General features: G+C 61.9%; 22 protein-coding genes. 11 read left to right on the plus strand and 11 right to left on the minus strand.

Going from position 1 to position 25641, the window contains the following annotated elements:
- Positions 1 to 31: 31 nt before the first annotated feature.
- A complete protein-coding gene (locus FW800_RS03895; RefSeq protein ID WP_446436999.1) occupies positions 32 to 4930 on the plus strand; it encodes an alpha-2-macroglobulin family protein in 4899 nt (1632 codons plus the stop codon).
- Positions 4931 to 5007: 77 nt separating this feature from the next.
- Here the strand turns inward: FW800_RS03895 and FW800_RS03900 are convergent, their stop codons facing one another.
- Positions 5008 to 5298, minus strand: a complete 291-nt coding sequence (locus tag FW800_RS03900; protein ID WP_032878103.1) for a hypothetical protein — start codon at positions 5296 to 5298, stop codon at positions 5008 to 5010.
- Between the two features lie 99 nt (positions 5299 to 5397).
- On the opposite strand from FW800_RS03900, the gene pbpC reads away from it, so the two are divergent.
- The 6 genes from pbpC to FW800_RS03930 all read left to right on the plus strand — a co-directional run bounded on the left by pbpC (position 5398) and on the right by FW800_RS03930 (position 12251).
- Positions 5398 to 7728 (plus strand): peptidoglycan glycosyltransferase PbpC, encoded by a 2331-nt coding sequence (gene pbpC, locus FW800_RS03905; RefSeq protein ID WP_446437000.1) that lies wholly within the window; start codon positions 5398 to 5400, stop codon positions 7726 to 7728.
- Positions 7729 to 7889: 161 nt separating this feature from the next.
- A complete protein-coding gene (locus FW800_RS03910; RefSeq protein ID WP_446437001.1) occupies positions 7890 to 8198 on the plus strand; it encodes a MazG-like family protein in 309 nt (102 codons plus the stop codon).
- Entirely contained in the window at positions 8191 to 8940 is a 750-nt protein-coding gene (locus tag FW800_RS03915; protein WP_078820191.1) for a methyltransferase, read from the plus strand. Before FW800_RS03910 ends, FW800_RS03915 begins: the two co-directional genes overlap by 8 nt.
- A 24-nt stretch (positions 8941 to 8964) precedes the next feature.
- Positions 8965 to 9567: a DUF4136 domain-containing protein gene (locus FW800_RS03920; RefSeq protein ID WP_446437002.1), complete on the plus strand. Its 603-nt coding sequence runs from the start codon at positions 8965 to 8967 to the stop codon at positions 9565 to 9567.
- A 44-nt stretch (positions 9568 to 9611) separates the two neighbouring features.
- Positions 9612 to 10169, plus strand: a complete 558-nt coding sequence (locus FW800_RS03925) for a DUF4136 domain-containing protein (protein WP_446437003.1) — start codon at positions 9612 to 9614, stop codon at positions 10167 to 10169.
- Positions 10170 to 10307: 138 nt separating this feature from the next.
- Positions 10308 to 12251, plus strand: coding sequence for a pilus assembly protein TadG-related protein (locus tag FW800_RS03930; RefSeq protein ID WP_446437004.1), 1944 nt, complete (start codon positions 10308 to 10310; stop codon positions 12249 to 12251).
- Here FW800_RS03930 and FW800_RS03935 read toward each other — a convergent pair.
- Complete coding sequence (locus FW800_RS03935) at positions 12236 to 14989, minus strand: PAS domain-containing sensor histidine kinase (RefSeq protein ID WP_446437005.1); 2754 nt, start codon at positions 14987 to 14989, stop codon at positions 12236 to 12238. The two genes, FW800_RS03930 and FW800_RS03935, sit on opposite strands and share 16 nt — an antisense overlap.
- On the minus strand, positions 14986 to 15423 hold the full coding sequence (locus FW800_RS03940) for a TadE/TadG family type IV pilus assembly protein (protein ID WP_032878095.1): 438 nt from the start codon (positions 15421 to 15423) through the stop codon (positions 14986 to 14988). The genes FW800_RS03935 and FW800_RS03940 overlap by 4 nt, the downstream gene beginning before the upstream one ends.
- A 71-nt stretch (positions 15424 to 15494) precedes the next feature.
- Here FW800_RS03940 and FW800_RS03945 point away from each other — a divergent pair, with 71 nt between their 5' ends.
- Both FW800_RS03945 and FW800_RS03950 read left to right on the plus strand, forming a co-directional pair.
- Complete coding sequence (locus tag FW800_RS03945; RefSeq protein WP_032878094.1) at positions 15495 to 15944, plus strand: prepilin peptidase; 450 nt, start codon at positions 15495 to 15497, stop codon at positions 15942 to 15944.
- 123 nt (positions 15945 to 16067) lie between these two features.
- Complete coding sequence (locus tag FW800_RS03950; protein ID WP_446437006.1) at positions 16068 to 16853, plus strand: response regulator; 786 nt, start codon at positions 16068 to 16070, stop codon at positions 16851 to 16853.
- A gap of 75 nt (positions 16854 to 16928) precedes the next feature.
- Here FW800_RS03950 and FW800_RS03955 read toward each other — a convergent pair whose 3' ends face one another.
- From FW800_RS03955 to cpaB, 8 genes are read right to left on the minus strand one after another with little or no spacing between them, the layout of a single operon-like run.
- Positions 16929 to 17201, minus strand: a complete 273-nt coding sequence (locus FW800_RS03955) for a DUF3613 domain-containing protein (RefSeq protein WP_032878092.1) — start codon at positions 17199 to 17201, stop codon at positions 16929 to 16931.
- Between the two features lie 10 nt (positions 17202 to 17211).
- Positions 17212 to 17937 (minus strand): tetratricopeptide repeat protein, encoded by a 726-nt coding sequence (locus FW800_RS03960; RefSeq protein WP_078820194.1) that lies wholly within the window; start codon positions 17935 to 17937, stop codon positions 17212 to 17214.
- Between the two features lie 10 nt (positions 17938 to 17947).
- Positions 17948 to 18835, minus strand: coding sequence for a type II secretion system F family protein (locus tag FW800_RS03965; protein WP_005784440.1), 888 nt, complete (start codon positions 18833 to 18835; stop codon positions 17948 to 17950).
- 1 nt (position 18836) lies between these two features.
- Positions 18837 to 19718, minus strand: coding sequence for a type II secretion system F family protein (locus FW800_RS03970; RefSeq protein WP_122732321.1), 882 nt, complete (start codon positions 19716 to 19718; stop codon positions 18837 to 18839).
- A gap of 8 nt (positions 19719 to 19726) precedes the next feature.
- Positions 19727 to 20998, minus strand: a complete 1272-nt coding sequence (locus tag FW800_RS03975; RefSeq protein ID WP_032878088.1) for a CpaF family protein — start codon at positions 20996 to 20998, stop codon at positions 19727 to 19729.
- Complete coding sequence (locus FW800_RS03980; RefSeq protein WP_032878087.1) at positions 20995 to 22188, minus strand: AAA family ATPase; 1194 nt, start codon at positions 22186 to 22188, stop codon at positions 20995 to 20997. The genes FW800_RS03975 and FW800_RS03980 overlap by 4 nt, the downstream gene beginning before the upstream one ends.
- Positions 22185 to 23390 (minus strand): type II and III secretion system protein family protein, encoded by a 1206-nt coding sequence (locus FW800_RS03985; protein ID WP_032878086.1) that lies wholly within the window; start codon positions 23388 to 23390, stop codon positions 22185 to 22187. Before FW800_RS03985 ends, FW800_RS03980 begins: the two co-directional genes overlap by 4 nt.
- 19 nt (positions 23391 to 23409) lie before the next feature.
- Positions 23410 to 24354, minus strand: a complete 945-nt coding sequence (cpaB, locus tag FW800_RS03990; RefSeq protein WP_446437007.1) for a Flp pilus assembly protein CpaB — start codon at positions 24352 to 24354, stop codon at positions 23410 to 23412.
- A gap of 335 nt (positions 24355 to 24689) precedes the next feature.
- Between cpaB and FW800_RS03995 the strand changes: the two genes are divergently transcribed.
- The gene (locus tag FW800_RS03995) at positions 24690 to 24887 is read left to right on the plus strand and encodes a Flp family type IVb pilin (RefSeq protein WP_446437008.1); all 198 of its coding nucleotides are present in this window, start codon (positions 24690 to 24692) and stop codon (positions 24885 to 24887) included.
- A gap of 53 nt (positions 24888 to 24940) precedes the next feature.
- The gene (locus FW800_RS04000) at positions 24941 to 25342 is read left to right on the plus strand and encodes a response regulator (RefSeq protein ID WP_032878083.1); all 402 of its coding nucleotides are present in this window, start codon (positions 24941 to 24943) and stop codon (positions 25340 to 25342) included.
- The last annotated feature ends 299 nt before the right edge of the window (positions 25343 to 25641 follow it).

Here is a 25641-nt window from a genome sequence, read left to right on the forward strand (position 1 = left end):
CCCCTCGGTTCCCTCTGACTACGAGTGCCCCATGCTTAACAAAGGACTGTTCCTCGCTTGTGCGCTGGCCCTGCTGAGCGCCTGTGATTCTTCCGATAAGCCCGCTGCACCGACGGCACCCGCCGCGGCAAGCGTAGTGCCCAAACCCGCCAAGGCAGCGGTGGACGTGGCGGCGCTGAAGCAGCGCTATGCCGGGCGCGAGTTAAGCGTGGTGGACGTGTCCGAGGTGCAGTTGGACGGGGCCAGCACCTTGTCGGTGAGTTTTTCCATTCCTCTGGACCCGGATCAGAAGTTCGCCGACAAGCTGCACTTGGTGGACAGCAAGTCCGGCAAGGTCGATGGCGCCTGGGAGCTTTCCGATAACCTGATGGAGTTGCGCCTGCGCCACCTGGAGCCGCAGCGCAAGTTGGTGCTGACGGTGGACGCCGGGGTAAAGGCGGTCAACGACAACACACTCGCCGCCGAATACACCGCCCGCCTGGAAACCCGTGACCTGCAAGCCACCGTGGGCTTCGCCAGCCGTGGCACGTTGCTGCCGACGCGCCTGGCCGAGGGCCTGCCGGTGATCGCGCTGAACGTCGACAAGATCGACGTCGAATTCTTCCGCATCAAGCCCGAATCCCTGCCGTCGTTCCTGGCGCAGTGGGGGCGCAATACCAGTCTGCAAAGCTATGAGTCCCGTGAACTGCTGCCAATGGCCGAGCTGGTCTACGGTGGGCGTTTCGATCTGAACCCGGCACGCAACACTCGCGAAACCCTGCTGCTGCCGATTGCCGGCCTCAAGCAATTGCAGCAGCCGGGCGTATACCTGGCGGTGATGCGTGCCTCGGGCACCTACAACTATTCGCAACCGGCCACGCTGTTTACCTTGAGTGACATCGGCCTGTCGGTGCACCGTTATGCCAATCGCCTGGATGTGTTTACCCAAGCGTTGGAAGGCGGCAAGGCACTGAACGGCGTCGAACTGGAAATCCTCGATGCGGAAGGCCGCGTACTCGGCCAGGGCAAGACTGAAGACGGTGGTCACGCCGAGCTGCCACTGCCGAAAAAAGCCCAGGTGTTGCTGGCCAAACAAGGCGAGCAGACCAGCCTGTTGCGCCTGGACAGCGCCGCGCTGGATTTGGCCGAGTTCGATATCGGCGGGCAGCCGTCCCACCCGCTGCAGTTCTTTGTGTTCGGCCCGCGTGACCTGTATCGCCCCGGCGAAACCGTGCTGCTCAATGCGCTGTTGCGCGACAAGGATGGCAACGCGGTCAAGCCGCAGCCGGTGAGCGTCGAGGTGCGTCGTCCGGATGAACAGGTGAGCCGCAAGTTTGTGTGGGATGCGGATGCCTCGGGCCTGTATCAATACGCGCTGCAACTGGCCGGCGAAGCACCGACCGGGCGCTGGCAGTTGGTATTTGACCTGGGTGACGGCAAGCCGCAACTGTATGAATTCCTCGTCGAAGACTTCCTGCCCGAACGCCTGGCACTGGAACTCAAGGGCAGTGAAACCGCACTGAGCCCGGCGGAGAACCCGGTCATTCAGGTCAATGGGCGCTATCTGTACGGCGCACCGGCATCCGGCAATCGGGTCAGCGGCCAGGTCTATGTGCGCCCGCTGCGTGAGGCGGTCAAATCCTTGCCGGGGTACCAGTTCGGTTCCGTCACTGAAGAAGAGCTGAGCCAGGATTTCGAACTGGACGAAAGCGTACTCGACGCCAACGGCGAGCAAGCGCTGACCCTGGAAAGCAAATGGGCCGAGGCCAAATCCCCGTTGCAACTGATTGTGCAAGCCAGCCTGCAAGAGTCCGGCGGGCGGCCCATCACCCGACGCCTGGTGCAGCCGATCTGGCCGGCCGAGCAATTGCCGGGCCTGCGCGGGTTGTTTGACGGCAAGGAAACCAATGGCGATGGCCCGGTGGAATTCGAAGTGCTGGTGGCCAACCAGGACGGTCAGAAACTAGCTGCGCAAAACCTCAAGGTGCGCCTGGTGCGTGAGCGCCGTGACTACTACTGGAACTACTCGGAGAACGATGGCTGGAGCTATCACTTCAACGAGAAATTCCTCAACCTCGATGAGCAGACCCTGAACATCAAGGCCGGCGACACCGCCAAGGTCAGCTTCCAGGTGGAGTGGGGCCCGTACCGTGTCGAGGTGGAAGACCCGCAGACCGGACTGGTCAGCAGCGTGCGCTTCTGGGCCGGCTACCAGGCCCAGGACAACACCGAAGGCGGCGCCGTGCGCCCCGACCAGGTCAAGCTGGCGTTGGATAAACCGGCCTATGGCGATGGCGACACCGCCAATGTCACCGTCACGCCACCGGCTGCCGGTAAAGGCTACCTCTTGGTGGAATCCGCCGAAGGCCCGCTGTGGTGGCAGGAGATCGACGTACCGGCCGAAGGCAAAAGCTTTGCGGTGAAGCTCGACCCGAAATGGTCGCGCCATGATCTGTATGTGAGCGCCCTGGTGATTCGCCCCGGCGAGCGCAAAGCCAATATCACCCCCAAACGTGCCGTGGGCCTGTTGCACCTGCCGCTGGATCGTACCCAGCGCAAACTCGGCCTGACCCTCACTGCACCGGAAAAAATGCGCCCCAAACAACCTCTGACGGTGAAGATCGCCGCCAAAAACGCCGATGGCAGCGTGCCCCAACAGGTGCATGTGCTGCTGGCGGCGGTGGATGTGGGCATCCTCAATATCACCGAATACCCCACGCCTGATCCGTATTCCAGCCTGTTCGGCCGCAAAGCCTATGGCGTCGACCAGTTCGACATCTACGGCCAGTTGATCGAAGCCGGCCAGGGGCGCCTCGCCAGCCTGGCATTTGGCGGTGACGCGGCGTTGGCCAAAGGCGGCAAGCGCCCGGACACCAGCGTGACCATCGTTGCCCTGCAAAGCGCGCCGGTGACCCTGAACGACAAAGGCGAGGGCGAAGTCAGCGTCAATATCCCCGACTTCAACGGCGAACTGCGCCTGATGGCCCAGGCCTGGAGCGATGATCGCTATGGCATGGCCGAGGGCAAGACGGTCATCGCCGCACCGCTGATTGCCGAACTCTCGGCGCCGCGCTTCCTCGCGGGAGGCGACCAGACCACCTTGGCCCTGGACCTCTCCAACCTGTCGGGCAAGGCGCAGAAACTCGATGTGCAATTGACCGCGCAAGGGCAGTTGGAACTGGTCAACGGCGGCGCGCAATCGGTTGAGCTCAAGCAAGGCCAGCGCACCACCCTGCGTATTCCGGTAAAAGCCTGGGGCGGTCTCGGCCAGGGCAAGGTCAAGGTCACCGTCAATGGCCTGGACCTGCCGGGGGAAAACCTGCCGCCGTTCAGCCGCGAATGGACCCTGGGCGTGCGCCCGGCGTACCCGGCCTTGCTCAAGCATTACCGCGCTGTGCTCAAGGATCAGCCGTGGAGCCTGCCGGCGGGCACGCTCGATCAGTTCGATGCCTCGGGGCGTGAGGCGCTGTTGAGCCTGTCGAGCCGGCCGCCATTGAACCTTGGTGCACAGATCAGTGCGCTCAAGGCTTACCCCTATGGCTGCCTGGAACAAACCGCCAGTGGCTTGTACCCGTCGCTGTATGCCGATGATGCGCTGCTCAAGCGCCTGAGCATCAAGGGTGAGCCGGATGCCGAGCGCAAACGCAAGATCGAGTTGGGCATCGAACGCCTGCTGGGGATGCAGCGCTACAACGGCAGCTTTGGCTTGTGGGGCGCTGACGGCGAGGAAGAATATTGGCTGACCGCCTATGTCACCGACTTCCTGCTGCGCGCCCGCGACCAGGGGTTTGCCGTACCGCCTGAAGCCTTGAAGAAGGCCAGCGAGCGGTTGCTGCGGTATGTGCAGGAACGCAACCTGATTGAAGTCGACTACAGCGACAACGCCGAGCACACGCGTTTTGCCGTACAGGCCTACGCCGGCATGGTGCTGGCGCGCAGTCAGCAGGCGCCGTTGGGTGCCTTGCGCAGCCTGTTCGAACGCCGCAGTGATGCGCGCTCCGGCTTGCCATTGGTGCAGTTGGCCATCGCCTTGCAAAAAATGGGCGATCAACCGCGTGCCGATCAAGCCTTGCTCGCCGGTTTGGCGGCGCAGCGCAGTGCCAAGGAATGGCTGGCCGACTACGGCAGCCCATTGCGCGATCAGGCGATGATCCTGGCGCTGCTGGAGGAAAACGACTTGGCCAAGGGCAAGCGTGAAGAGCGCCTGTTTACCTTGTCGGACCAGCTGGCGGCCAGCCCGTATCTGTCGACTCAGGAGCGCAACTCGCTGTTCCTGGCCGGGCGGCTCGGCTTCGCCCAGCCCGAGGCTGACTGGCAGGTGTCGCTGACCGGCAGTGGCGTGGCGCGGGAGCTGAACAACCAGCAGTCCACGCTGCAACTGGATGAAAAGCTGCTATCAAGCGACCTGAGCCTGAGCAATCAGGGCCAGACCCCCGTTTACCAGCAGCTGACTATTTCAGGTTACCCACAACTGCCACCGGCAGCGGGCGGCGAGAACCTGAGCATTCGCCGCGAATACCTGGGCATGAACGGCCAGCCGTTGAACCTGCGCAGCCTCGACAGCGGCGACCTGGTGCTGGTGCACCTGGCCGTCAGTGCCAAGCAGCGCGTGCCGGATGCCTTGGTGGTAGACCTGCTGCCCGCCGGCCTGGAACTGGAAAACCAAAACCTGGCACAAAGCGCGGCGAGCCTGGAGAACGCCAGCAGCCAGGTGAAGGAGTGGCGCGAGTCGATGCAGAACGCATCGCTCAAGCATCAGGAGTTCAGGGATGATCGCTATGTGGCGGCGATGAACCTGGACGGCTACGGCACCACGCACTTGCTGTACCTGGCACGTGCGGTGACGCCTGGCACCTATCGCGTGCCGCCGCCGCAAGTGGAGTCGATGTATCGGCCGAACTGGCAGGCGGTGGGCGAGACGCCGGCGGATATGGTGATCAAGGGCCGCTGATCGCTGAAGTTGAAGTGGGGGACTCTTGTGGGAGGGGGCTTGCTCCCTCCCACAAGGGATTGGGGCTGTCAGATAAATCAGTGCACAACCCAGCTCAGCAACCACAGGCCTAGCAGCAGCCAGATGATGCCCACGATGATCGAGGCCCGCATAAAGGCGCGTACCGCCGAGTACAAGAAGAGCAACCCGACGATCAGGGTGATGATGCTGATGATCGAGGTGTCCATGCCTAGCGCTCGAGACATCCCATCGACAAAGTTGCCGCCGGCGTTGGATAGCATATTGAACAGCCCACTGAAGAACTCGATGATGTAGTGGATGATCAAGCCGAGTGTGTTACCCAGCCATCCAAAAAAGTCTGCTTGCATAGGTGTGTCTCGATGAATAAGTGGACGAAATTGCCAGCACTGAGCCTTTTGTCGCGATGGGGCGTGGCTAGTTCCCTACAAGCATAGAGGTTTAGCCGCTTGAATTTGCGTTTTGTTGCCCGCTGGACCCTGGCGAGCCTGCTGTTGGTAATCGCCGTGCTATGGCTGGCCGATCGTATCTGGCCATTGCCCCTGCCCCAGGACGACCTGGCCCGTGTGGTGCTGGCCGAAGATGGCACGCCGCTGTGGCGATTTGCCGATGCCAACGGCGTATGGCGCTACCCGGTGCAGACGCGCGAGGTGTCGCCGTATTATCTCGACGCGCTGCTCACTTACGAAGACCGCTGGTTTTACCAACACCCCGGGGTAAACCCGCTAGCGCTGGTACGCGCGACCTGGCAAAACCTGACCGGTGCACGGGTGGTGTCCGGCGGCAGTACCTTGTCGATGCAGGTGGCGCGTTTGCTCGACCCGCATTCACGCACCCTGCATGGCAAGTTGCGTCAACTGTGGCGTACCGCGCAGTTGGAGTGGCACCTGTCCAAGGACGAAATCCTCAACCTTTACCTCAATCGTGCGCCCTTCGGCGGCACGCTGCAGGGCGTGGCAGCGGCGAGTTGGGCGTATCTGGGCAAGTCGCCCTCACAACTGACCCACGCCGAAGCCGCCTTGCTCGCGGTATTGCCCCAGGCGCCCAGTCGCTTGCGCCCGGACCGTCATCCGCAACGTGCCCAGGAGGCCCGCGACAAAGTGCTGCGCCGCCTCGCCGAGTTCAAGGTGTGGCCGCAGCCTGCGGTCGATGAAGCCCTGCAAGAACCGCTGCTGCTCGCGCCGCGCCTGGAACCGAGCCTGGCGCCGTTGCTGGCGCGGCGTCTGAACCGCCCCGACAGCCCGCCGCTGATTCGCACCACCCTGGACGCCACCCTGCAACGCCGCCTCGAAGACCTCCTGCTGGGTTGGCGTGCACGCCTGCCGGAACACACCTCGGCAGCGATTCTGGTGGTGGAAGAGGAAAGCATGGCGGTGCGCGCCTACCTGGGCTCGGTGGATATCAACGACACCAAGCGTTTTGGCCATGTGGACATGATCAGTGCGCTGCGCTCGCCCGGTTCGACCCTGAAGCCTTTCCTGTATGGCATGGCGTTGGACGACGGCTTGATTCACTCCGAGTCCCTGTTGCAGGACGTGCCCCGGCGTTACGGCGATTATCGGCCGGGCAACTTTTCCATGGGCTTTACCGGGGCGGTGCCGGCGAGCACGGCGCTGTCCAGCTCGTTGAACCTGCCGGCGGTGCAACTGTTGGAAGCCTACGGGCCCAAGCGCTTTGCCGCACAGATGCGCATCGGCGGCATGCCGTTGGCGCTGCCGGCGCTGGCCGAGCCGAACCTGGCGCTGATCCTCGGCGGCGCGGGCAGTCGCCTGGAGGACCTGGTGAGCGGCTACAGCACCTTGGCCCGTGACGGCAAAAGCGCGACGTTGCGACTACAGCCGGAGGATGCGCTCAGGGAGCGGCCTTTGCTGTCGCCGGGGGCTGCGTGGATTGTGCGGCGCATCCTCAGCGGCCAGGCACGGCCCGACCGCGACCCGCGTGCCGAGCTGGTGCAACGCCCGGTGCTGGCGTGGAAAACCGGCACCAGCTATGGCTTTCGCGATGCCTGGGCGATTGGCGTGGGCCCGCGTTATTTGATCGGCGTCTGGATTGGCAGGCCCGATGGCACACCCGTGCCGGGCCAGTTCGGCCTGGCGTCGGCGGCGCCGTTGATGCTGCAGGTGCATGACGTGCTGACCAACCGCGACAGCCAACGCGGCATCAGTGCCCCGGTCAAACCGGTGCCGGCGAATATCGGCGTGGCGGCAATCTGTTGGCCGCTGGGCCAGCCCATGGCCCGCAGTAACCCCAATTGCCGGCGCCAGCGGTTTGCCTGGACCCTGGACAACACCACACCGCCGACCTTGCAGGCATTGGATCAACCCTTGAGCGTGGGGTTGATGGAGAGCATCTGGGTCAATGCCAAGGGCTTGCGGGTTGATGCCCATTGCCCTGGCGCGGTGCCGAGGCATATTGCCCTGTGGCCAGCGCCGCTGGAGCCCTGGTTGCCAAGGGTTGAACGCCGTGAAGCGCGCATTCCTGCGCCTGACCCGGATTGCCCGCCACCGGCGCTGGCTGCGGCTTCGCCATTGTCCATTGTGGGCGTGCGCGAGGGCGACCAGTTGCGCCTGCCCGCGGCCAGCCAACAAGCCTTGCGCCTGAAAATCTCCGCGTTGGGCGGCAGCGGTCGGCGCTGGTGGTTTCTCAACGGCGCACCCTTGGGGGACAGCGCCAATCAGGACAGCATCAATGCCAGTTTTGAGCGGCTGGGGCGCTATCAGCTCAGCGTGTTGGATGAGGCCGGTCAAACCGCCAGGCTCGAGTTTAGCGTGGTTGATTAGGGCCTCATCGGGAGCAAGCCCCCTCCCACATTTTGAAATGTGTTCACAAATCAAAGTGTGGGAGGGGGCTTGCTCCCGATAGCGCCCTTGAGAACACCACCGCTATTCACTTGCCTTCAATCCCCATCCCCCTGAAGCTATACCCATTCAGGAGCCCCCCAATGAACCTCGAACACCTCACCGAACGCCTGCATCGCAGCCGCGATACCAACGACTGGAAGCAGTTCCACAGCCCGAAAAACCTGGCCATGGCCGCCAGTGTGGAAATGGCCGAACTGGTGGAAATCTTCCAATGGCTTACTGAAGACCAATCCCGCCAGCTTCCCGCCGATAAACTCGCCCATGCGGGCCAGGAAGTCGGTGACATCGTGCTGTACTTGCTGTTGCTGTGCAGTGAGCTGGGCCTGGACATGAATGAAGTGGTGCGTGCCAAGTTGGCCGACAGCGAGCGGCGGTTTGCCCATGAGTGATCGTCATTTCGACCAGTTGGCCACGCGTTTTGCCGAGAAAATCTATGGCGGCGCCAAGGGCGCGATTCGCCTGGCGGTGCTTCAGGCTGACTTGCTTGAAGCGTTGCCTGATCGTCCGTTGCGCGTGCTGGATATCGGCGCGGGCCTGGGGCATATGTCGCTGTGGCTGGCCGAGCGCGGCCACCAGGTGACCTTGGCTGAACCCGCTGAGCCGATGCTCGACGGTGCGCGCCAACGTTTTGCCGACGCCGGCCAAAGTGCGACGTTTATTCATGCGCCATGGCAAGACTTGCTCGGCCAACTCACCGAGCCTTACGATCTGGTGCTGTGCCACGCGGTGTTGGAATGGTTGGCCGAACCCCATGCCATCCTGCCGGTGCTGCATCAGTTGACGCTGCCCGGCGGCTGGTTGTCCCTGGCTTTCTACAACCGCGATGCGTTGATTTACCGCAACCTGCTCAAAGGCCACTTTCGCAAAATGCGCAAGAACGACATGGCCGGTGAAAAGCAGAGCCTCACGCCGCAGCAACCGCTCGACCCTCGGGAATTGGCGGCGCAACTCGAAGGGTTGTGGCAGGTCGAAAGCCAGAGTGGGGTGCGGGTGTTTCACGACTACATGCCGATGGAATTCCAGGCCCGCGCCGATTTGCAGGACTTGTTGGAGATGGAGCTCGCTCATCGTCGTCACCCAAGCTTTGCCGGGCTTGGGCGTTATTTGCACTGGATCTGCCGTCCGGTTTAAGCGGCCCAGTCTGCGGAGGTCGAAATGCGTCGTCTCGGTTTAATCCTGTTATCCCTGGGGCTGGGGGCGTGCTCCAGCCCCAACCCTTACGTCGCCGCTTCAGCGCCGATGCCGCCGGCTCCGGCGCAGGCGGCCACGACCTTGGATGCCAGCGCCTATCCGGCACCAGTACGCGACTATGGCGCCTATCGCAGTTGGGGCTGGCTCAACGGCCAACTGCCGGCGGGTACGGCCTGGGCCGATTCGGCACAGATTGCCGAGGCGGTCAGCGGCGCCCTCGACCAGCGCGGCCTGCGCCCCTTGCATGACAACCGTGTGCCCGACCTGCTGGTGAGTGCCGATGTGCGCCTGGAGAAGCGCCTGCGCCAGGTCCAGGACGATTACGGGTATGGCTACAGTGGCTACAACCGCTATGGCAACGGTTATGGCATGTACAACACAGTGCCTGTGGTACGCACCTATGAAGTGACGGTGGCGGTGGCGCGCATCAGCCTGTTCGACGCCCGCACCCGCCAGCCGGTGTGGAGCACCAGCGCAGAAACCACCAGCCAGGGCAGCCTGAGTGAGCGCGCCGATAGCTTGCGCAAGGCGATGCAGAAGGCAATGGCTGCCTATCCGCCCAGTTAGCAGCTATTCTCATTTCAGGTTCATGTCGTTTTCTGGAGAACATCATGTTGGGTCGCATCGCTGCACTTGCTGTTGTTGTGTTGCTGGGCGGTTGCCAGAGCAACCAGGTCAACCACGATTTCGACGCCAGCCGCGACTTTGGCGCCTACCGCAATTGGGCCTGGAAAGACCCGGCGTTGCAGTACCGCCCCGATGACCCGCGGATCAAGAGCGACCTTACCGAGCAGCGCATCCGCCAGGCCGTGGGCGAGCAACTCGACCAACGCGGCCTGCGCCCGGCAGCGGCAGGTACCAAGGCCGACCTGAATGTACAGGCGTACCTGATCGTCGAAGACCGCCAGCAACAAGTCACCACCAACTACGGCGGCGCCTGGGGCGGCCCATGGAATGGCTACTGGGGCGCGCCGATGTACAACGAAACGCGCAACATCACCTATAAAGTGGCGACCATCCAGATCGACCTGCTCGACGACAAGGACGGCAAACTGGTGTGGCGCGGCAGCGACGAGCAAATGATGGCCAGCACGCCTAATCCGGAAGATCGCAGCAAGGCCATCCGCAGTACGGTGACCAAAATCCTTTCCAACTACCCACCGCACTAATCAACACCGCCCCTCCCACAAATTTTCCAATGGCAAGAACATCTCCGCCAGTCGCCAATATGGCGAGTTGCCAGCAACCTGCCTGTCCCTTGTCTACACTCCAGTGCAACCCCGGTGAGTTAGCGCAGGAGTGCTTCGATGTCTCCCCGATTCGGTTCCAGGCAGCGTGGGGCAATAGGCTTGATGGCGGCAGGCACCTTGGCCTTGGCCCTGGTGTTTACGTTGCTGGCGGTCGACAGCGGGCGTCTGTATCTGGAAAAGCGCAAGCTGCAGTCCGTTGCCGATACTTCGGCGCTGGAAGCGGCCGGCCTCGGTGGTCAGTGCGGGGCCAACACCACGGCCAACGCCTATGCCACGCAAAACGCTGCGCGCAATGGTTTTGTGGTCGGCAATGGCCGCACCTTGGCCGTAACGTGCGGGACCCTGGCCACCAACGCCCTGAACACTCGGGTGTTTACCGCCGATGCCACCAAGAGCGACGCGATCCGCGTGGTGGCTTCGCGCACGGTGATGAGCAGCATCGCCAATGGCCTGTGGAACCTCTTTAGTGGCGCGCCGATCACCGCGCAAATCAACCTGAGCGCCACCGCTGTCGCGGCGACGCCTCCTCCGGTAGCGCAGTTGTCGATCCGCAGCAGCCTGGCCAGTGTCGATTCGAGCAAGTCGCCAATACTGAACCTGGTCATCGGCAACCTGCTGGGGGGCAACCTGTCTCTCACGGCAGCCGGTTGGAACGGCTTGTTGCAGACCAACGTCAACCTGCTCAGTTATCTGGACCAGTTAGCGATCGACTTGCAGGTAAAGGCTGGAGACTACGATGCATTACTTAACACCGCCGTCTCCGCTACCCAGTTGATCGATGCCGCCGTCAAGGTCTTGCAGAAAAACGGCGCGGCGGTCACGTCGGTGATCAATGACGTGATTTCTATTGAAGCGATTGCGCCTAATTCCAAGCTGTTGACGGTGGGGGACCTGATCGACATCGCCACTGGCACGCCGACAGCGGCGCTGAACAGCAATGTGCAATTGTTTCAGCTGCTGGAGGCAGTGGCGCAATTGTCCAGTAGCAAGAGTGCTGTGAGTGCGGCGGCTCAACTGAATATTCCGTTGGTGGGCAACGTTTCGATCCAGACCAAAGTCATTGAGCCGCCGCAGTTGTCGGCCATTGGCAATCCGGCATTGGCGAAGAAGGGCTTATTGAATGTCCCTCCGACCGATCAGATTTTTGTGCGTACTGCGCAAGTGCGCACATTGGTGACCGTACAGGCGCCGATTATCAAGGCCGTGTCCGGCGTGGCTTCCATATTGACGGGGCTGGGTACGCCGGTGTCTCAAGTGGTCAAGGGCTTGTTGAACCTCAACCTGCCGGCAGTGGTGGGAGGGGTGCTATGCCTGGTGGCCTGCAATGTGGCTGATGTTGATGTTACGACGTCGCTGGCCATTTACATTGAAGCCGGCAGCGCGCAAACCCATGTCACGGACTTCAATTGCGACTCGCCGGCCTCCAAATCCTTGACGGTGAAAACCACTACGTCCCTGGCTACCCTGGCGGTTGGTACGGTGGATCCGGTAGCGGCTTTTTCTTCATCCGCACCTGTCAATGTGCAGCCTGTCAGGCTGATCGATTTTGGCGAGCGCTACTGTGTTGTCCTGACGCTGTTGTGCAGCCCCACCCGTACACCCAATGTGGGGGGCGGTTTGCTGTTGAAGGCCAACTCCACCATTGCCGCGCAAACCAGCACGATGGTGTTTTCGCCGGTTGCCGAGATGAATGCGCCGCCGACCTATAAGTTCGCGCCGGGCACAGCCAATATCGTCGGTAGCCTGGCGGCGACTTTAAATGGCTTGCAGGTGACTTACGCACCGCCCAGCGGCAGCGTATCCAACGGTGCGCTGGCTGGCGTCGCCGGGCTGCTGGCGACAATCACCACGGCGGTGGTGGGGCTGATCCAGAACGTGCTGTCGCCGATCCTTGATCCCATCGTCAACACGTTGCTCAGTGCCTTGGGCATCAACTTGGGCAACGCCGAAGTTGGCGCCAACCTCACCTGCCATATGGGCCGGGCTTACCTGGTGATCTGATCCTGGACGATGGGCAGTTCTACGCAGAATTTCGCTCCCGCCTCGCCATTGCTGACGCTCAGGCGCCCGCCCATGTTTTCTACAATCCCATAGCTCACCGAGAGCCCCAGCCCGGTGCCTACGCCGATTGGCTTGGTGGTAAAGAACGGCTCGAAAATCCGTTCCAGCAAGCGCGGGTCAATGCCGCCTGCGTTGTCTTCGACCCAGATGCGTACATGGTGGCGGTCATGCTCGCTGTACAGGGCAATCCAGGGGCGCAGCCCGGGGTTCTTTTCGCGCTGGCTGAGCAGCGCGTCGCGGGCGTTGACCATCAGGTTGATCAGCACCTGTTCCAACTGATCGACGTAGCCTTTGACCTGCACCGCAAAGTCCGCAGGTGTGATGCGCACTTCCACACCTTTGCCACGCAAGCCTTCGCTGAGCAACGCCAGGGTGCCTTCCAGCGCTTGCGCCGGGTCGAACGGTTGCTGCTCGATTTCCGAGCGACGGCCGAACACGCGCATGTGGTCGACCACCCGGGCTGCGCGTTGCACCTGGGCGTCGATGCGCTGGAGTTTTTCGGTGAGATAGTCGATTTGCACATCGCCATTGCCCAGGCGCTTGAGCACGTTGACGACGGCCATATGCATTACGTTCAGCGGCTGGTTGATCTCATGGGCCAGGCCGGTAGCCATTTCGCCGAGGGTGGCCATTTTGGCGCTTTGGGTCAGTTGTTGTTGTGAGCGGCGCACTTCAGTGTTGTCGCGGCCCACGGCTTGCACTTCCACCAGGGTGCCTTGCTGATCAAACACGCCACGGTCGGACCACACCCACCAGGCATGTTCGCGTCCGGGCAGTTGCAGGCTGATCTCGGCGGTGCTGACCGGGAATTCGGGGGTCAATCGCGCGATGCGTTGCACAAAGGACGCGCGCTGTTCATCCGACAGCCATTGGCCTAGGTCAATGCCCGGCAATTGGGCGGGCTGGCATTCCAGGTAGTTGGCCAGCGGCGTGTTGCCGAAGGTCAGGATCAGGTCGGGCCGGTAGCGGCAGATCATTGCCGGTGAGTCTTCCACCAGGATGCGGTAGCGCTCCTCACTCTGGCGCACTTGCTCAGCCGCCAGGGTCGCTTCGGTCACGTCCAGCCACAGGCCCACGGCTTCCACCGGCAGGCCGAGGTCATCGCGCAACAGCTTGGCTTCGTCGAGCAGCCAGTGGTAATGGCCTTGTTTATCGCGCAACCGGTAGCGGCTGCGCACGGTGCCTTCGCGCAGCAGTTGGCGGGTGCGTTCAAAGTAGAGTTCGCGGTCGTCGGGGTGGATCAGCGTTGCCAGGGTGTCGTGGTTGCACTCGGCCAAGGTCCAGCCCAGCAGCGGTAACAGGCTGGCGCTGAAAAACGCCGGGTGCAGCGCGCCGTTGACGTAGCGCTGTACATAGATCACCGCCGGTGAGCTGGCAATCAGGTTGTCCAGGCGCGCATGGGCGGAGGCGGCTTGCAGTTGCTGGTTCTTGATGTCGCTGATGTCGAGCATGAAGCCGATCCAGCGCCGCTCACTGCCCACGCCCAGCACTTGCCCCTGTATGCGATACCAGAGCGGCGCCTGCTCGGCCTGTGTGCGTTGCAGGCGTACGCTGGTCAGCAACGGCTTGCCCAGGGCTTGCAGATCTTGCAGACGGCTATTGAGGGCTTGGCGGTCGGCGGGGTGGATCAATCCGAGCCAGGTGTCGAGGGCCTGGCGGGTGGGGCCGTCCTCCTGGCTCAGGTTGCGCAGCAATTGTGGCGCAAGCTGGATCTCTTGGGTGGCGGGCAACAGTTCCCACCAGCCGGTGCCGAGCAGGCCTTGCAAGGCTTCCACCCGTTCCAGTTGTTGGTGGTGGCGCTGTTCACGCAGGCGGCTCAACAGTGGCGCGGCGAGGGCGGCGCACAGGGTGAGCCAGTCACGTTCGCGGGTGTGATCCACCTGGCCGTCGTAGCAGCCACACAACAACCAGGCCGCCACGCCGTGGCTGTCGCGGTAGGGCACCAGCAATCCGCCGGCATTACCGAAGATGCTGTGCAGGCGCGGGTTCTCGCTGCGGCCCAGGGCAATGTCCAGGTTCAGAGGCATGTTGCCGTTCAGGCTGTCGAGGCTGGTGCCAAGATGTTGCCCGGTTTGCCACAGGGCCGGGGCATCATGGGCGGCGTATTGGCTGTAGATGCGCCAACCCTGATCGTCTTCGTCGAGCAGCGCCATCGCTACGCAAGGTATGCGCCAGCGCTGGGCCACGCTGCGCAGGTGCTCGTTGAACACCTGTGGCAGGCGGTTGAAGCTGCACACGCGCAGTTGTTCGCTCATCAGGCTAGCGAGTTGATGGTTCTGTTCGCGCTGTTGCATCCGTGCCCGGTCGGCCAGCAGGTCGGTGACATCCAGCAGACGCAGGGCCCAGCCGTCGCCCTCTGGCTCAAGCCAGCCGCGGGTGTGCAGAACCAGGCCGGCGGCACCCTGAAAGTCCAGGTCCAGACCCTGTCGTTGCCATTGCGGCGGTGCACCTTCGACACTCAGCGCGCTGCTTGGGCACAGCAATGTGCGCAACGGCGGGTTGGGCGTGTTGACCAGGTGTTGGTCGAGCAGAGGCCGCAGGCTACCGGCAATGCTTAGCACTTGGCCCAGGTTGTCCAGTTGCAACTGCAGGCCCGACGCAGGCGTTGCCGGGGCATCCAGGGCCAAGGCGCTGCTGCGCCCGCGCAGGCGTGCGAACAATTTATCCCCCGTCGTCAAAACTGAAGGCTCGAGGTAGCGGTCAGGTTGGTGGGCAGGTTCGGAACGGTGCCAACGCCAGGCAATACCAGGGCCGGCAATACCGCTTTGATGTTGGCTGATGGATAAGTGATTTTCACCGTCAGCAAGTTATTGGTGTAAGTGGCGGTGATGTAGCCGGGCAAAAAATTCAAGGAGCCGGGGATCCAGTTCAACTGCGCCTGGGCTGCATCTTTGGCGCGCTGCACAACCAAAGCCGAATAGCCTGCGGTGCCTGGGTCCAGTGACACACTGCGGCGCACGCCTTCTGCCGCCGCCTGGTGGAACGACTGCATCAGCAGCAGCGGCAAGCTGTAGCTGAGGAGGCCGTAGAACACCGCAAAGAAGATTACGAAGACCAAGGCAAACTCGATCGCCGCCGCACCTTTTTGCTTTCTCGGGAGGCCTGATTTCATGACTGCGTCTACCCTGAGGCGAGTACCTGATATCAGCATAGAATCATTCGGCAAAAAGGGATGTTTTTTACGTGATCCAGAATGTAGTGATATTGCTGTGGTTGGGGCTGTGCGCTTTACAGGATATGCGTGAGCGGCAAATTGCTAATACGCTGACCCTGGGCGTCGGATTACTGGCGTTGATCTACCTGCTGTGGACCGGCTCGACGTGGCTCGGTGCTCCACGCAGCGATGGCGGCCTGGCCCTGGTGCTGGCGCTCGCCCTGACCCTGCCGGGTTATGCGTTGGGCCGCTTCGGCGCCGGGGATGTGAAGTTGTTGGCAGCCCTGGGCCTGGCCTCCAATACCGAGTATCTGCTGGGGTCTCTGATTGGCGCGGGCATCGCCATGGTGGCTTGGGCACTTATGCATCAAGGGCTTAGCTCAAGCCATGTAGAGCGGGACGCGCAGGTGTCAACAAAACAGCCTTTTGCACCCTTTGTTCTGACAGGTTATGCCGCCTGCTGGCTTTGGATCCACTAGTCGTTCGAGTTGATTAGTCGTATGTACATAGTCAGAAAGTACGTCTACGTTTAATGAGTGGTTGTGGGATTTTTCGTCAGAAAGGATAGGTCACCTTTTGGCTTGCCAGGCATGGAGTAGCGCGTGAACAAGCTTACATCAGCAGTAAAAGTGCTCGTAGTCGACGATCAACCGTTAATCGTAGAGGAGCTCTGTGAATTTCTTGAAAGCAGCGGGTACCGTTGTGTCCCGTGCGAGTCCAGCAAACAAGCGATAGAGCGTTTCAGCGAAGACCCTCTGATCGGCCTGGTGCTGTGCGATCTGCAGATGCCGGACATGGACGGTATCGAGCTGGTTCAGGCGTTGCAGCGCGTCGCCGGCAAGCATCGTGCATTTGAAGCGATCATGCTCACCGGGCGCGCCGACAAGCAGGATGTGATCAAGGCCCTGCGTGCAGGGATCGCTGATTACTACCAGAAACCGATCAACCTGGATGAACTGCTCGAAGGCCTCAAGCGCCAGGAAGCGGCATTGGAGGAGCGGCAAAAGGACCTGCAACTGGGTACGCTTAACCAGAAGTTGCAGTACCTGTCCGACTCCATCAATGACTTGTATATGGACTTGGACAAGGTGCGGCGCAACCCGGCGCCCAAGGCCAGCGACGGTGAGGCGATGGCTGACGAAGCCGGGCCAGTGGAAGTCCCGGCGATCTTCAATCAGTTGTCTCCGCGCCAGTTGGACGTGGCGCGCCTGGTCGGCAAGGGGCAGACCAACTACCAGATTGCCTGTGAACTGGGGATCACCGAGAACACGGTCAAGCTGTATGTGTCCCAGGTGCTGCGCCTGACCCATATGCACAATCGCACACAGTTGGCGCTGGCGTTGTCACCGAGCAACTCGGCGATGGGCCAACGGGTGACGGCGCACTGAAAGCCCAGTCAACGGCAGAGCAAAAGCAGGTAGATGTTCAATGTGGGAGGGGGCTTGCCCCCTCCCACAGTCACCCTATTTATTCCCGCTCTGCGCAGACCCGCCCACCTTCTGATCAAAGAACTCCGGGATCGGATGCTTGTTGCTGTCCAGCCAGCGCTTCAGCGCCTGCTCGCGTTCCGCCGGCGTGGTCTTTTGCGGGTTGGCCGAGGCTGCGCGCCCGCTGAGTTGCAGGGCCATCCAGTTTTCTGTTTCCGCCTGCTGCGGCGAAGACGGTCCAGCCTCGATGGCCGATGCTGCGTAGGGCAGGGCCAGCAATGCGAGGCTGGCGAGGTAATGGAGTTTCATCATCGGCTCCCTATTTCACAGACGCCGGCAGCGTGTCGCTGACGGCCGCTACCTGGTCTTTGGATGGACGTACCGTTGCCGCAGCCGCACCCTTGATGCGTTGCGCGCGTGCCTGGGCCTGTGTCACTTGCTCGGGGCTCAGCCCGAGTTGGCCGACCACTTTTGCGGCCTGCTCCCAGTTGTCCTGGTAAATCAGCAAGGTCACCAGGTTCACCGCCGCCAATTGATCGCTCTGCTTGAGTTCGATGGCGGTCATGAATTCAAAGCGTGCGTCTTCAAGGCGCAGTTGATCGAGGTACACCACGCCCAAGTCATTGCGGATTTTTTCGTCGGTGGGCGCCAGGCGTGCCGCACGTTGCAGATGGGCCATGGCCTGGCCATTGTCGCCCTTGGCCGATGCCAGTTGCCCCAGGCCGTGCTCGCCATCGGCGGCCAGGCAGGTGCCGAGCAAACTGCGGTACAACGGCTCGGCCTCGGTGCGGCCCAGCAGGCGATAGGCGCGGGCCTGGCGCTGGCGCACCTGAGGCAAGGTAGCGGGCAGGTTTTGCAGGTTGGCCAGGCTGGCGTGCAGCTTGCCTTCGTTGGCCATGTCGTCGGCCAGGTTCAAGGACAGCTCCTGGTCCGAGCTGGGTTTGGGGCAACTGCCGGGCGCCAGCAAGCCGGCCCACGGAGCCTGGCCATTACTGGCGCAGCCACCCAGCATCAGCACGCTTATGGCGACAATCAGTGGCTTCATAACAGACTCCTCAGAAGTTATTCAGGGCGCGGGAGATGGCGATCATGGCCGGGCCCCCGAGCACAATCAGCAAGGCTGGAAACAGGAACACCATCATCACCACCGACATCTTCGCCGACATTTTCGAGATGTATTCCTGCAGGCGGGTCAGGCGGCGGTCATCGAGCAATTGCTTGAGCGCCAGCAGCGACTTCATCGCGCCGCCACCCTGCTGAATCAATTGCTGAAGAATGATGCAGGTGTCGGTGAACTCGTCCACCGCCAGCAGGCGTGCGGTCTTGCCCAGCTCCTCTGACAGCTCCAGGCCCGAGTCGACCCGCGCCAGGATCAGGCGCAATTCATGGGTCAAGTCAGGGAGCAGGCGCTGGGCTTCGGTACTCAACACTCGCAGTGATTGCTCAACCGCCATGCCGGATTCGAACAGGATGCGCAGCAGTGGAATGAACGTGGAGATTTCCCGAGCAATGCGTTCCTGGCGATATTTGGCGCTGAGGGCCAGGACGCGCTTGGGCAGCAGGTAACCAATCCCCAGGGCCACCGCCGGCGCGATCCACGGCGAGCCGGCATGGGGGAACAGCAGTTGCTGGCCCAGTAGGGTCAAGCCCAGCAGCACGATCGGTACGCCGACCTGGCAGGCGGCAAACATCGAGCGTTGGTTGGCCTTGCGCCAGCCGACACGGTTGAGCAGGGTCTGTGTTTCGTTGTCCAGGCTGACCGAGCGCTGGGCCACCTGGCTTGCGCCCAGTTGGCGCATCAGGCTGCCGAGTTTGTCTTCGCGGGTCAGGTGGCCTTGCAGGCGCTGGCTGACCATGCGCTGGCGCCGCCGTTGCTCCAGCAGGTTGCCGGCGATCAAGGCGACGGCGGCGAGCAACAGCAGGATGCTGATCAGAATCGCCATTTCAGATACTCCGCAACATGCGCCACATGACGAAGGTGCCCGTGATGTCGAGCGCCACCGCGGCCAGCAACAAATAGCGCCCGGTACCGTCATTCCACATGCTCATCAGATAACCCGGGTTGACCATCAGGAAGTAGCCCACCATGACGATGGGCAAGCCCGCCAACACATAAGCGGTCATGCGTGTTTCACCGGTCATGGCCTTGAGTTGGCGTGCGCCCTGCTCACGCTCGCGAATCATCTTGATCAGGTTCTCCAGCAATTCACTGGCGTTGCCGCCGTAGCGGTGGTTGACCTTCAAGCCCAGGGCAAACAGGCGAAACTCATCGCGTTCATAGAACTCGGCAAAGTCGCTGACAGATTCCGGCAGGCTTACGCCCATCTGCACGTTGCGCTGGATGCGGCTCATGGCCTGCTTGAGTGGTGCCTCGGTGCTGTCGATAGCCCCCAGCACGGCATCGGCCAGGGTGCGGCCGGACTTGAGGCTGCGCACGCTGTGGTCCAGCAGTTGCGGCAATTGTTCGATCATGCGCTGCACGCGTCTTTGGTAGCGCCAAGCGATATACGCACGCAGCAGCAGCGGCGGCATTATCAGCATGGCAAGCAGGCCCAGCCCGTCGGCCAGCAGGTAGCCCAACAACATGGCTACCGCCCAGCCGCTCAGCCACAGCCCCAGGCGATCGGTGGGTTTGCCCAGGCCGGCACGCTGGAACATGCGCTCCAGCGCAATCCAGCTGCCGTTCGGTTCCTGGGGCAACGGCTGGCCGTCGGCGAGACGCTCCAGAACGCGGTCGGTGCCGGCCTGGCGCAGCCCGCGCTGGAACAGCCACACCGACAGGCTGATCAGCAGGATGCAGATGAGCAGCAAGATAAGTCCGGTCATGGTGCCCTCTACAACGGCAATGCCGATTCACGCCGCAGCTTGTCGCCGGCCGGGTTGAGCGCCTCGCGCAGGAAGCCAAAACCGGTACGGCGGTCCAGGCGAAACAGGGTATTGGTGACATACACGTCATCGCGCACGCCCACCACTTCCACCACCTCGCTGACGCACCGGCGCCCATCGGGCAGGCGTGTCAGCTGGATCACCACATCGAGTGCCGCACAGATCATTTGCCGCAGGGTTTTTTCCGCCACCACGCGCCCGGTCAGACCCACCAGGGTTTCCAGGCGCAGCAGCGCGTCCTGGGCATTGTTGGCGTGCACGGTGCTCATGGAACCATCGTGGCCGGTGTTCATGGCGGTCATCACGTCGAGTACTTCCACGCCGCGAATTTCGCCAAGAATGATGCGGTCGGGGCGCATCCGCAGGGCGTTACGGATCAGGTCGCTGGCTTTGACCTCGCCATGCCCTTCGGCATTGGGCGGGCGGGTTTCCAGGCGCACCACATGGGGGTGGCCCAGTTGCAGTTCGGCCACATCCTCGATAGTGACCAGGCGCTCATGGGGGTTGATCAATTGGCTGAGGATATTGAGCAGTGTGGTCTTGCCGGTACCGGTGCCGCCACTGATAAGAATATTGCAGCGCTTGCCCACCGCCTCCTGGAAGAACTCGAAGATGCTGTGGTCTATGGTTTGCATCGCCACCAGGTCGCTGCTCTTGAGCATGTCCTTGCGAAACTTTCGGATCGACAGGCAGGGCCCATCCAAGGCAATCGGCGGGATGATCGCGTTGACCCGGCTGCCGTCGGGCAGGCGCGCATCGACCATTGGCGAGGATTCATCCAGGCGCCGCCCCAGTGGCGCGAGGATGCGCTGCATGACGCGCTCCACATGGTGCGCATCGATAAAGCGCAGGTCGCTCTGGTACAGCACACCGTCGCGCTCGATAAACACCCGGTGCGGGCCGTTGACCAGGATCTCGGTCACCGACACATCGCGCAGCAGCACTTCCAGTGGGCCGAAGCCGGTCAGCTCATCGACGATTTCTTCGGCCAGGCGCTCCATCTCATAGCGCGAGATCGCCAGGTGCATCCGCGTGATGTATTCGGCCACTTTGTCGATGACAAATTGCGCCAGGGATTGGCGCGAGCCTTCCAGCAAATTCTGTCCGGACTCCTCGATGGCGTCGATGATGTAGCGATGCAGCACCAGTTTCAGGCCGTCGTGATCGTTGTGCGCGGCGGCTCCGCGAGTTGGGGCGCCGAAGAGTTTTTCGCCGTTCATCGACCTGGCCCCAACAGGCGCTCGAACCAGCGCGTCGAGGGTTTTGCAATGCCCTCGGAGCGTTTCGCCAGGCGCTCACCCAGCTGACGCAGGGCTTGGGTCAAGGCTTCGCGTGGCGCCAAAGTGAACAGGCTTTGCCCCTGGTTCTTGGCGTTCAGGCGCACTTCGGGGCTCAGCGGCAATACGGCGATGCACTCAAGGCCGAAGCTTTTTTCCAGGGCTTCGGTGTCGGGCGCGCAGCCTTTGATATAGCGGTCGACAAGCAGCTTGGCATGGTCGAGTTTCATGCCTTTTTCGCGCCACAGGTTCAGCACCGCGAGGTTGCGGCGACAGTCGAGTACGCCCTGGTCGGTGCACCACAGCAGCTTGTCGCAGTGGCTGACAAAGGTGCGCAACGCTTCGCTGTCAGCCTGGCCGGTGAGGTTCACCACGATGTGCTGGAAGTGCTGGCGCAGGGCGCTGAGCAGCATGTACAGCTCGGCGGCGCTGGTCACTTCCAGGGGCTCTTCGTTGCCGGCGTAGGCGAGGATGCGCAAGCCCGTGTCGGTGCTGGTGAACGCGCTGTTGATCAGTGTGGTGTCGAGGCGGCGCAGGTGGCGCAAGGCGTCGCCGAAATTGAAGGTGCTCTCCAGGCCCAGCAGCGCGAGGCTGTCGCCCTTGGGCAGGCCGAGGTCGAGCAGCAGGGTTTGTTGGCCGCTCTTTTGCACCACCATCGCCAGGTGGCTGGCGAGCAGGGCGCCATCGGTATTGCCCTGGGCGCCGTAGAGCACGGTCAGGCCGCCAAGGTGGGCATTGGGCGCGGTGGGCGGCAGGCGTTTGCTCAGGCGCCGCACCAGCCCGGCGACTTCACTGGAGCGCGAGCCATAGGCGACAAAGTCCCTGGCGCCGGCGCGCATGGCGTTGAGTACCAATTGGTTATCCATGCCATCGCCGAGCGCGACCACCGCCAGCATCGGTTTGGCTTCCAGTGCGCCTTCGATCAAGGCGCTTTGGGCCACCAGGTGCTCGCGGTCCAGGCCCACGAACACCAGGTTGGCGAAGGTCACGTCCACCAGCGCCAGCAGTTCGTCGAGGCTGCCGCCGCCCACGCTGATCACTTGACCCAGCGGTGCCAGCGCACCCTGGAGCCATTCCAGGTCGGTGCTGTTGCGGGTGATTGCCAGGAAGGTCTGGCTCAGGCTATCGCTCATTGGGAAAGTCCACTGCGACGGTCGAAGTTGCCGTTTTCCAGGAAGAACAGGCGGAACCAGTTCGGGTCATAGTTGCGCAGTTTTTCGCCGGGCAAGGACGGCAATTGCGCATTGGCCGCCAAGGGTCGAACCAGGTGCGGGGTGACAATCATCAGCAGCTCTTTCTCTTCGCTCTGGATATTGGAGTCACGGAAAAACGCGCCAAGGATCGGGATATCGCCCAGGCCCGGAAGCTTGGCGATGGTGGAGCGGTTGGTGCTGCTGATCAGGCCGCTGATCACGAAGCTTTCGCCATCGGCCAACGATACGCTGGTGTCGGTACGTCGCACGGTCAGGGCCGGCACCTGAATGCCCTCGATGCGGATCGCATTGTTGTAATCCAGTTCGCTGACTTCCGGGGCGACTTTCAGGGCGATGCGATTGTGGTCGATGACCGTGGGCGTGAGGGTCAGGCGAATGCCGAACTCCTTGTATTCGATGGTGATGGTATCGCTGCCGGCACTGGGCACCGGGATCGGCACTTCACCACCGGCCAGGAAGGTCGCGCTCTGGCCGCTCATGGCCACCAGGCTCGGGCGCGCCAGGGTGTAGGCAAAGCCGCTGCTCTCCAGTGCGTTGATCAATGCCTTGACCCGCCCACCACCGAAACCGATGTTGAAGCTGTCAGCGCTCACCGGCAATTTGAACACGCTCTCGGCTGGAGACAGCAGGTCGGGGCTGCCGAGGAAGAAGTTCTTGCCCATGCCGAGGATCTTGGTGCTGGCTTCCTTGAGCTTGGTACGGCTGACTTCGACGAAGCGGATGTCGGTCTGCACTTGGCTGGGCAGTGTCGGGTCTTCGGAGGGCGACAGCGATTGGCTGGTCAGCGCCGAAGTGGCCTTGCCCTTGACGAACACCATGCTCTGGCGCGGGCCGGTCGAGCAGCTCGTCCACACCATCAGGCTGGTGGCGCCGGTGCCGACGCCGGTCAGCAGGAAGTTGCGGTCGCCATTGACCCGCACGTCGGCGATTTTCGGGTCGCCAATGGCCAGGCGCGTGATCGCCACCGGCGAGTGCAGTTCGGTTTGCAAACCTTCGCCCACCTCAACCACAGCGGGCAGTTGGCCCAGAGTGTTGCAGTTACCCGGTGCTGCCATCGCCACGCCCACGGGCAAGCACGGCAGCATCAAGGCCAAGGCCAATTGAGCGTAGCGTTGGCTCATTCAAGGCATCCTTGTTCAATCAGGGGGTTTGGGGTGCTGAGGCTGCGCCGCGAATCACTTCGATGCCGCGGCGCTGGCCGGTGTCGGCAACCGTAGGGGCGATTTTCTTCGGCGGTCCGCTGAGGGCCAATTGGGTGAATTGGTAGAGGTCGCGGTTGGCGCTTTGCACTTTGTCCGGGGTATCGCTTTCGCCAGCCCAGTAGCGGCTGAGCAGTTGCTCATCGGCACTGCGCACGGCCAGACGCAGCGTGCCGGCCTGGGAGGCGAGCATCAGCCGGCTCAGCAGCGGTTCTGGCACTGCCAGCACGACGCTGCGCGCGGCGGTACGGCGTTGGGCCGCCTGGGCGCGTTCTTCCGCGGTGGCCGGTGGCGGCACTGCGGGTTGGCCGTCGTTGGCCAGGCCCAGTTGATCGCCGACGCTGAGCAAGCGAATCGCCGGAATAACCACCTGTGCCGACTGCTCGGCATTGGCATTGTCCTGGCGCAGGAACAGCAACACATCGACGTAATCGCCGGGGCTCAACTGGCCACCGGCCCCGATGACTTCATCGACAGCCACGGCCAGGGCGCGTTCATTCGCCCGGATCATGCGGGCCAGGGGGCCGCCGGCGGTGAAGCTTTCTTCGTTCAGCCAGGTGCCGGCACCCAGGGCACGCAAAGGCGTGCGGCCGATGGCCTGGTCGAGGCTAGTGAGGCTCCCGGCCGGGACGGTGCGCAGTTTTTCCACCGCCACATCGGCGGCAGTGAGTGCGACGAAAGGCGGCACCGCGTGTACCAGCACCACCACCGGCTGGCGGGTTTGGTCCTCGACGACGGCGACGGTTTTTTCAACGGAAATGACAGGTTCTGGTGATGGGGCCGCCACTGGCACTGGAGAACGGCTAAGCACCAGGCCCCAATACCCTGCAATCAAAGCCCCAACAAGCAGCAAGCCAGCCAGGACCATGCTGATGCGACTGTTCATGACGGCTCTCCCTATCCTGTTGCACGGCTTTTTTCCCGTTACTTCAAACGAGTTAAATTCGCAACTTGGCTGTGATGAACAACTAACGATTTGGCTATTTGAAGGTAGCTCAGCTAGGACAAAATGCCATTACCGAGCGAAAAAATTATCTGAGGTTCAAGGGTGGTCCTGTAAATGCAGGATGTGCGGCGTGTTTGCGGCGACTAATACTTTGTGATTAATGCGTTCTTACAGTTGTGAGTGTTAAATTTCTTGACAATGCTCTAGTGGCACACGGCAATCATTGTGCGGGCCAGCTGTAACGGCGCTTTGTGGCGCATGAAGGAGATCTTCCTATGATCCTTGACCTGTTCTTGAAGTTTTACATTCATGCCCAGTTATTTCTGCGTCGCAGAGACGGGGCGTCGGCTATTGAATATGTGATTATTGTGGCGATAGTTGCGTTGGTTATCGTCGGCATTGGTACTGGGCTTGGCGATAAGATAAAAGGCATCTTTAAGCAAGTGTCTGATGCGCTGCCAGCTGCGCCTTAACCGTAACTGCTATACGTTTTCGTTCCGGTGATTCTTTTTATCAGGTACTGCCCATGAGCAACCCCTCGTCATCCCGCCAAAAAATCCTATTGGTGGACGACGAGGAGGATGCGCTGATCGAGTTGGCCGAATCCCTCGAAAACGAGGGATTCGTCTGCTTTACCGCCACGTCCGTTACTTTTGCCCTGCAAGAACTGACACTTAATCCCGATATCGCCCTGGTTATCACCGACCTGCGTATGCCCGAGGAAAGTGGTATCTCCTTGATCAAGCGCCTGCGCGAACATACCTCTCGCTCGCATTTGCCTGTGATCGTGATGTCCGGTCATGCCGAGATGGATGATGTCAGCGATATGCTGCGCTTGCAGGTGCTGGATCTATTTCGCAAGCCGATCTATCTGGTGCGGTTGATTGATACGCTGGATAACTTGTTTCCCCCCTCGAAGCCTCATTGATCGATGGATCAAATGCGAGTGCTGCCTGACAACTGACAGGTATTGAACTAATACACCTCGGTCAAAATGTGGGAGGGGCGGTGCGACGATTCGACTTGCCCCCGATAGCGGTGGGTCAGGCAAAAATGCATCTGCTGACACTCCCTCATCGTGGCATGGGTATCTACACAACTTCAGTTCGCAGCCCCCTACGGTAACTACGATGCGAAGCGAGCCGCTCTTGATCTGCTTTTGATCTGAGGCGCCCCGTTAAACCACGCTGGCCGGAATTCGACAGGGATTTGGGGGGTAAACCGGCA

The sequence above is a fragment of the Pseudomonas sp. 910_23 genome (assembly GCF_052850795.1).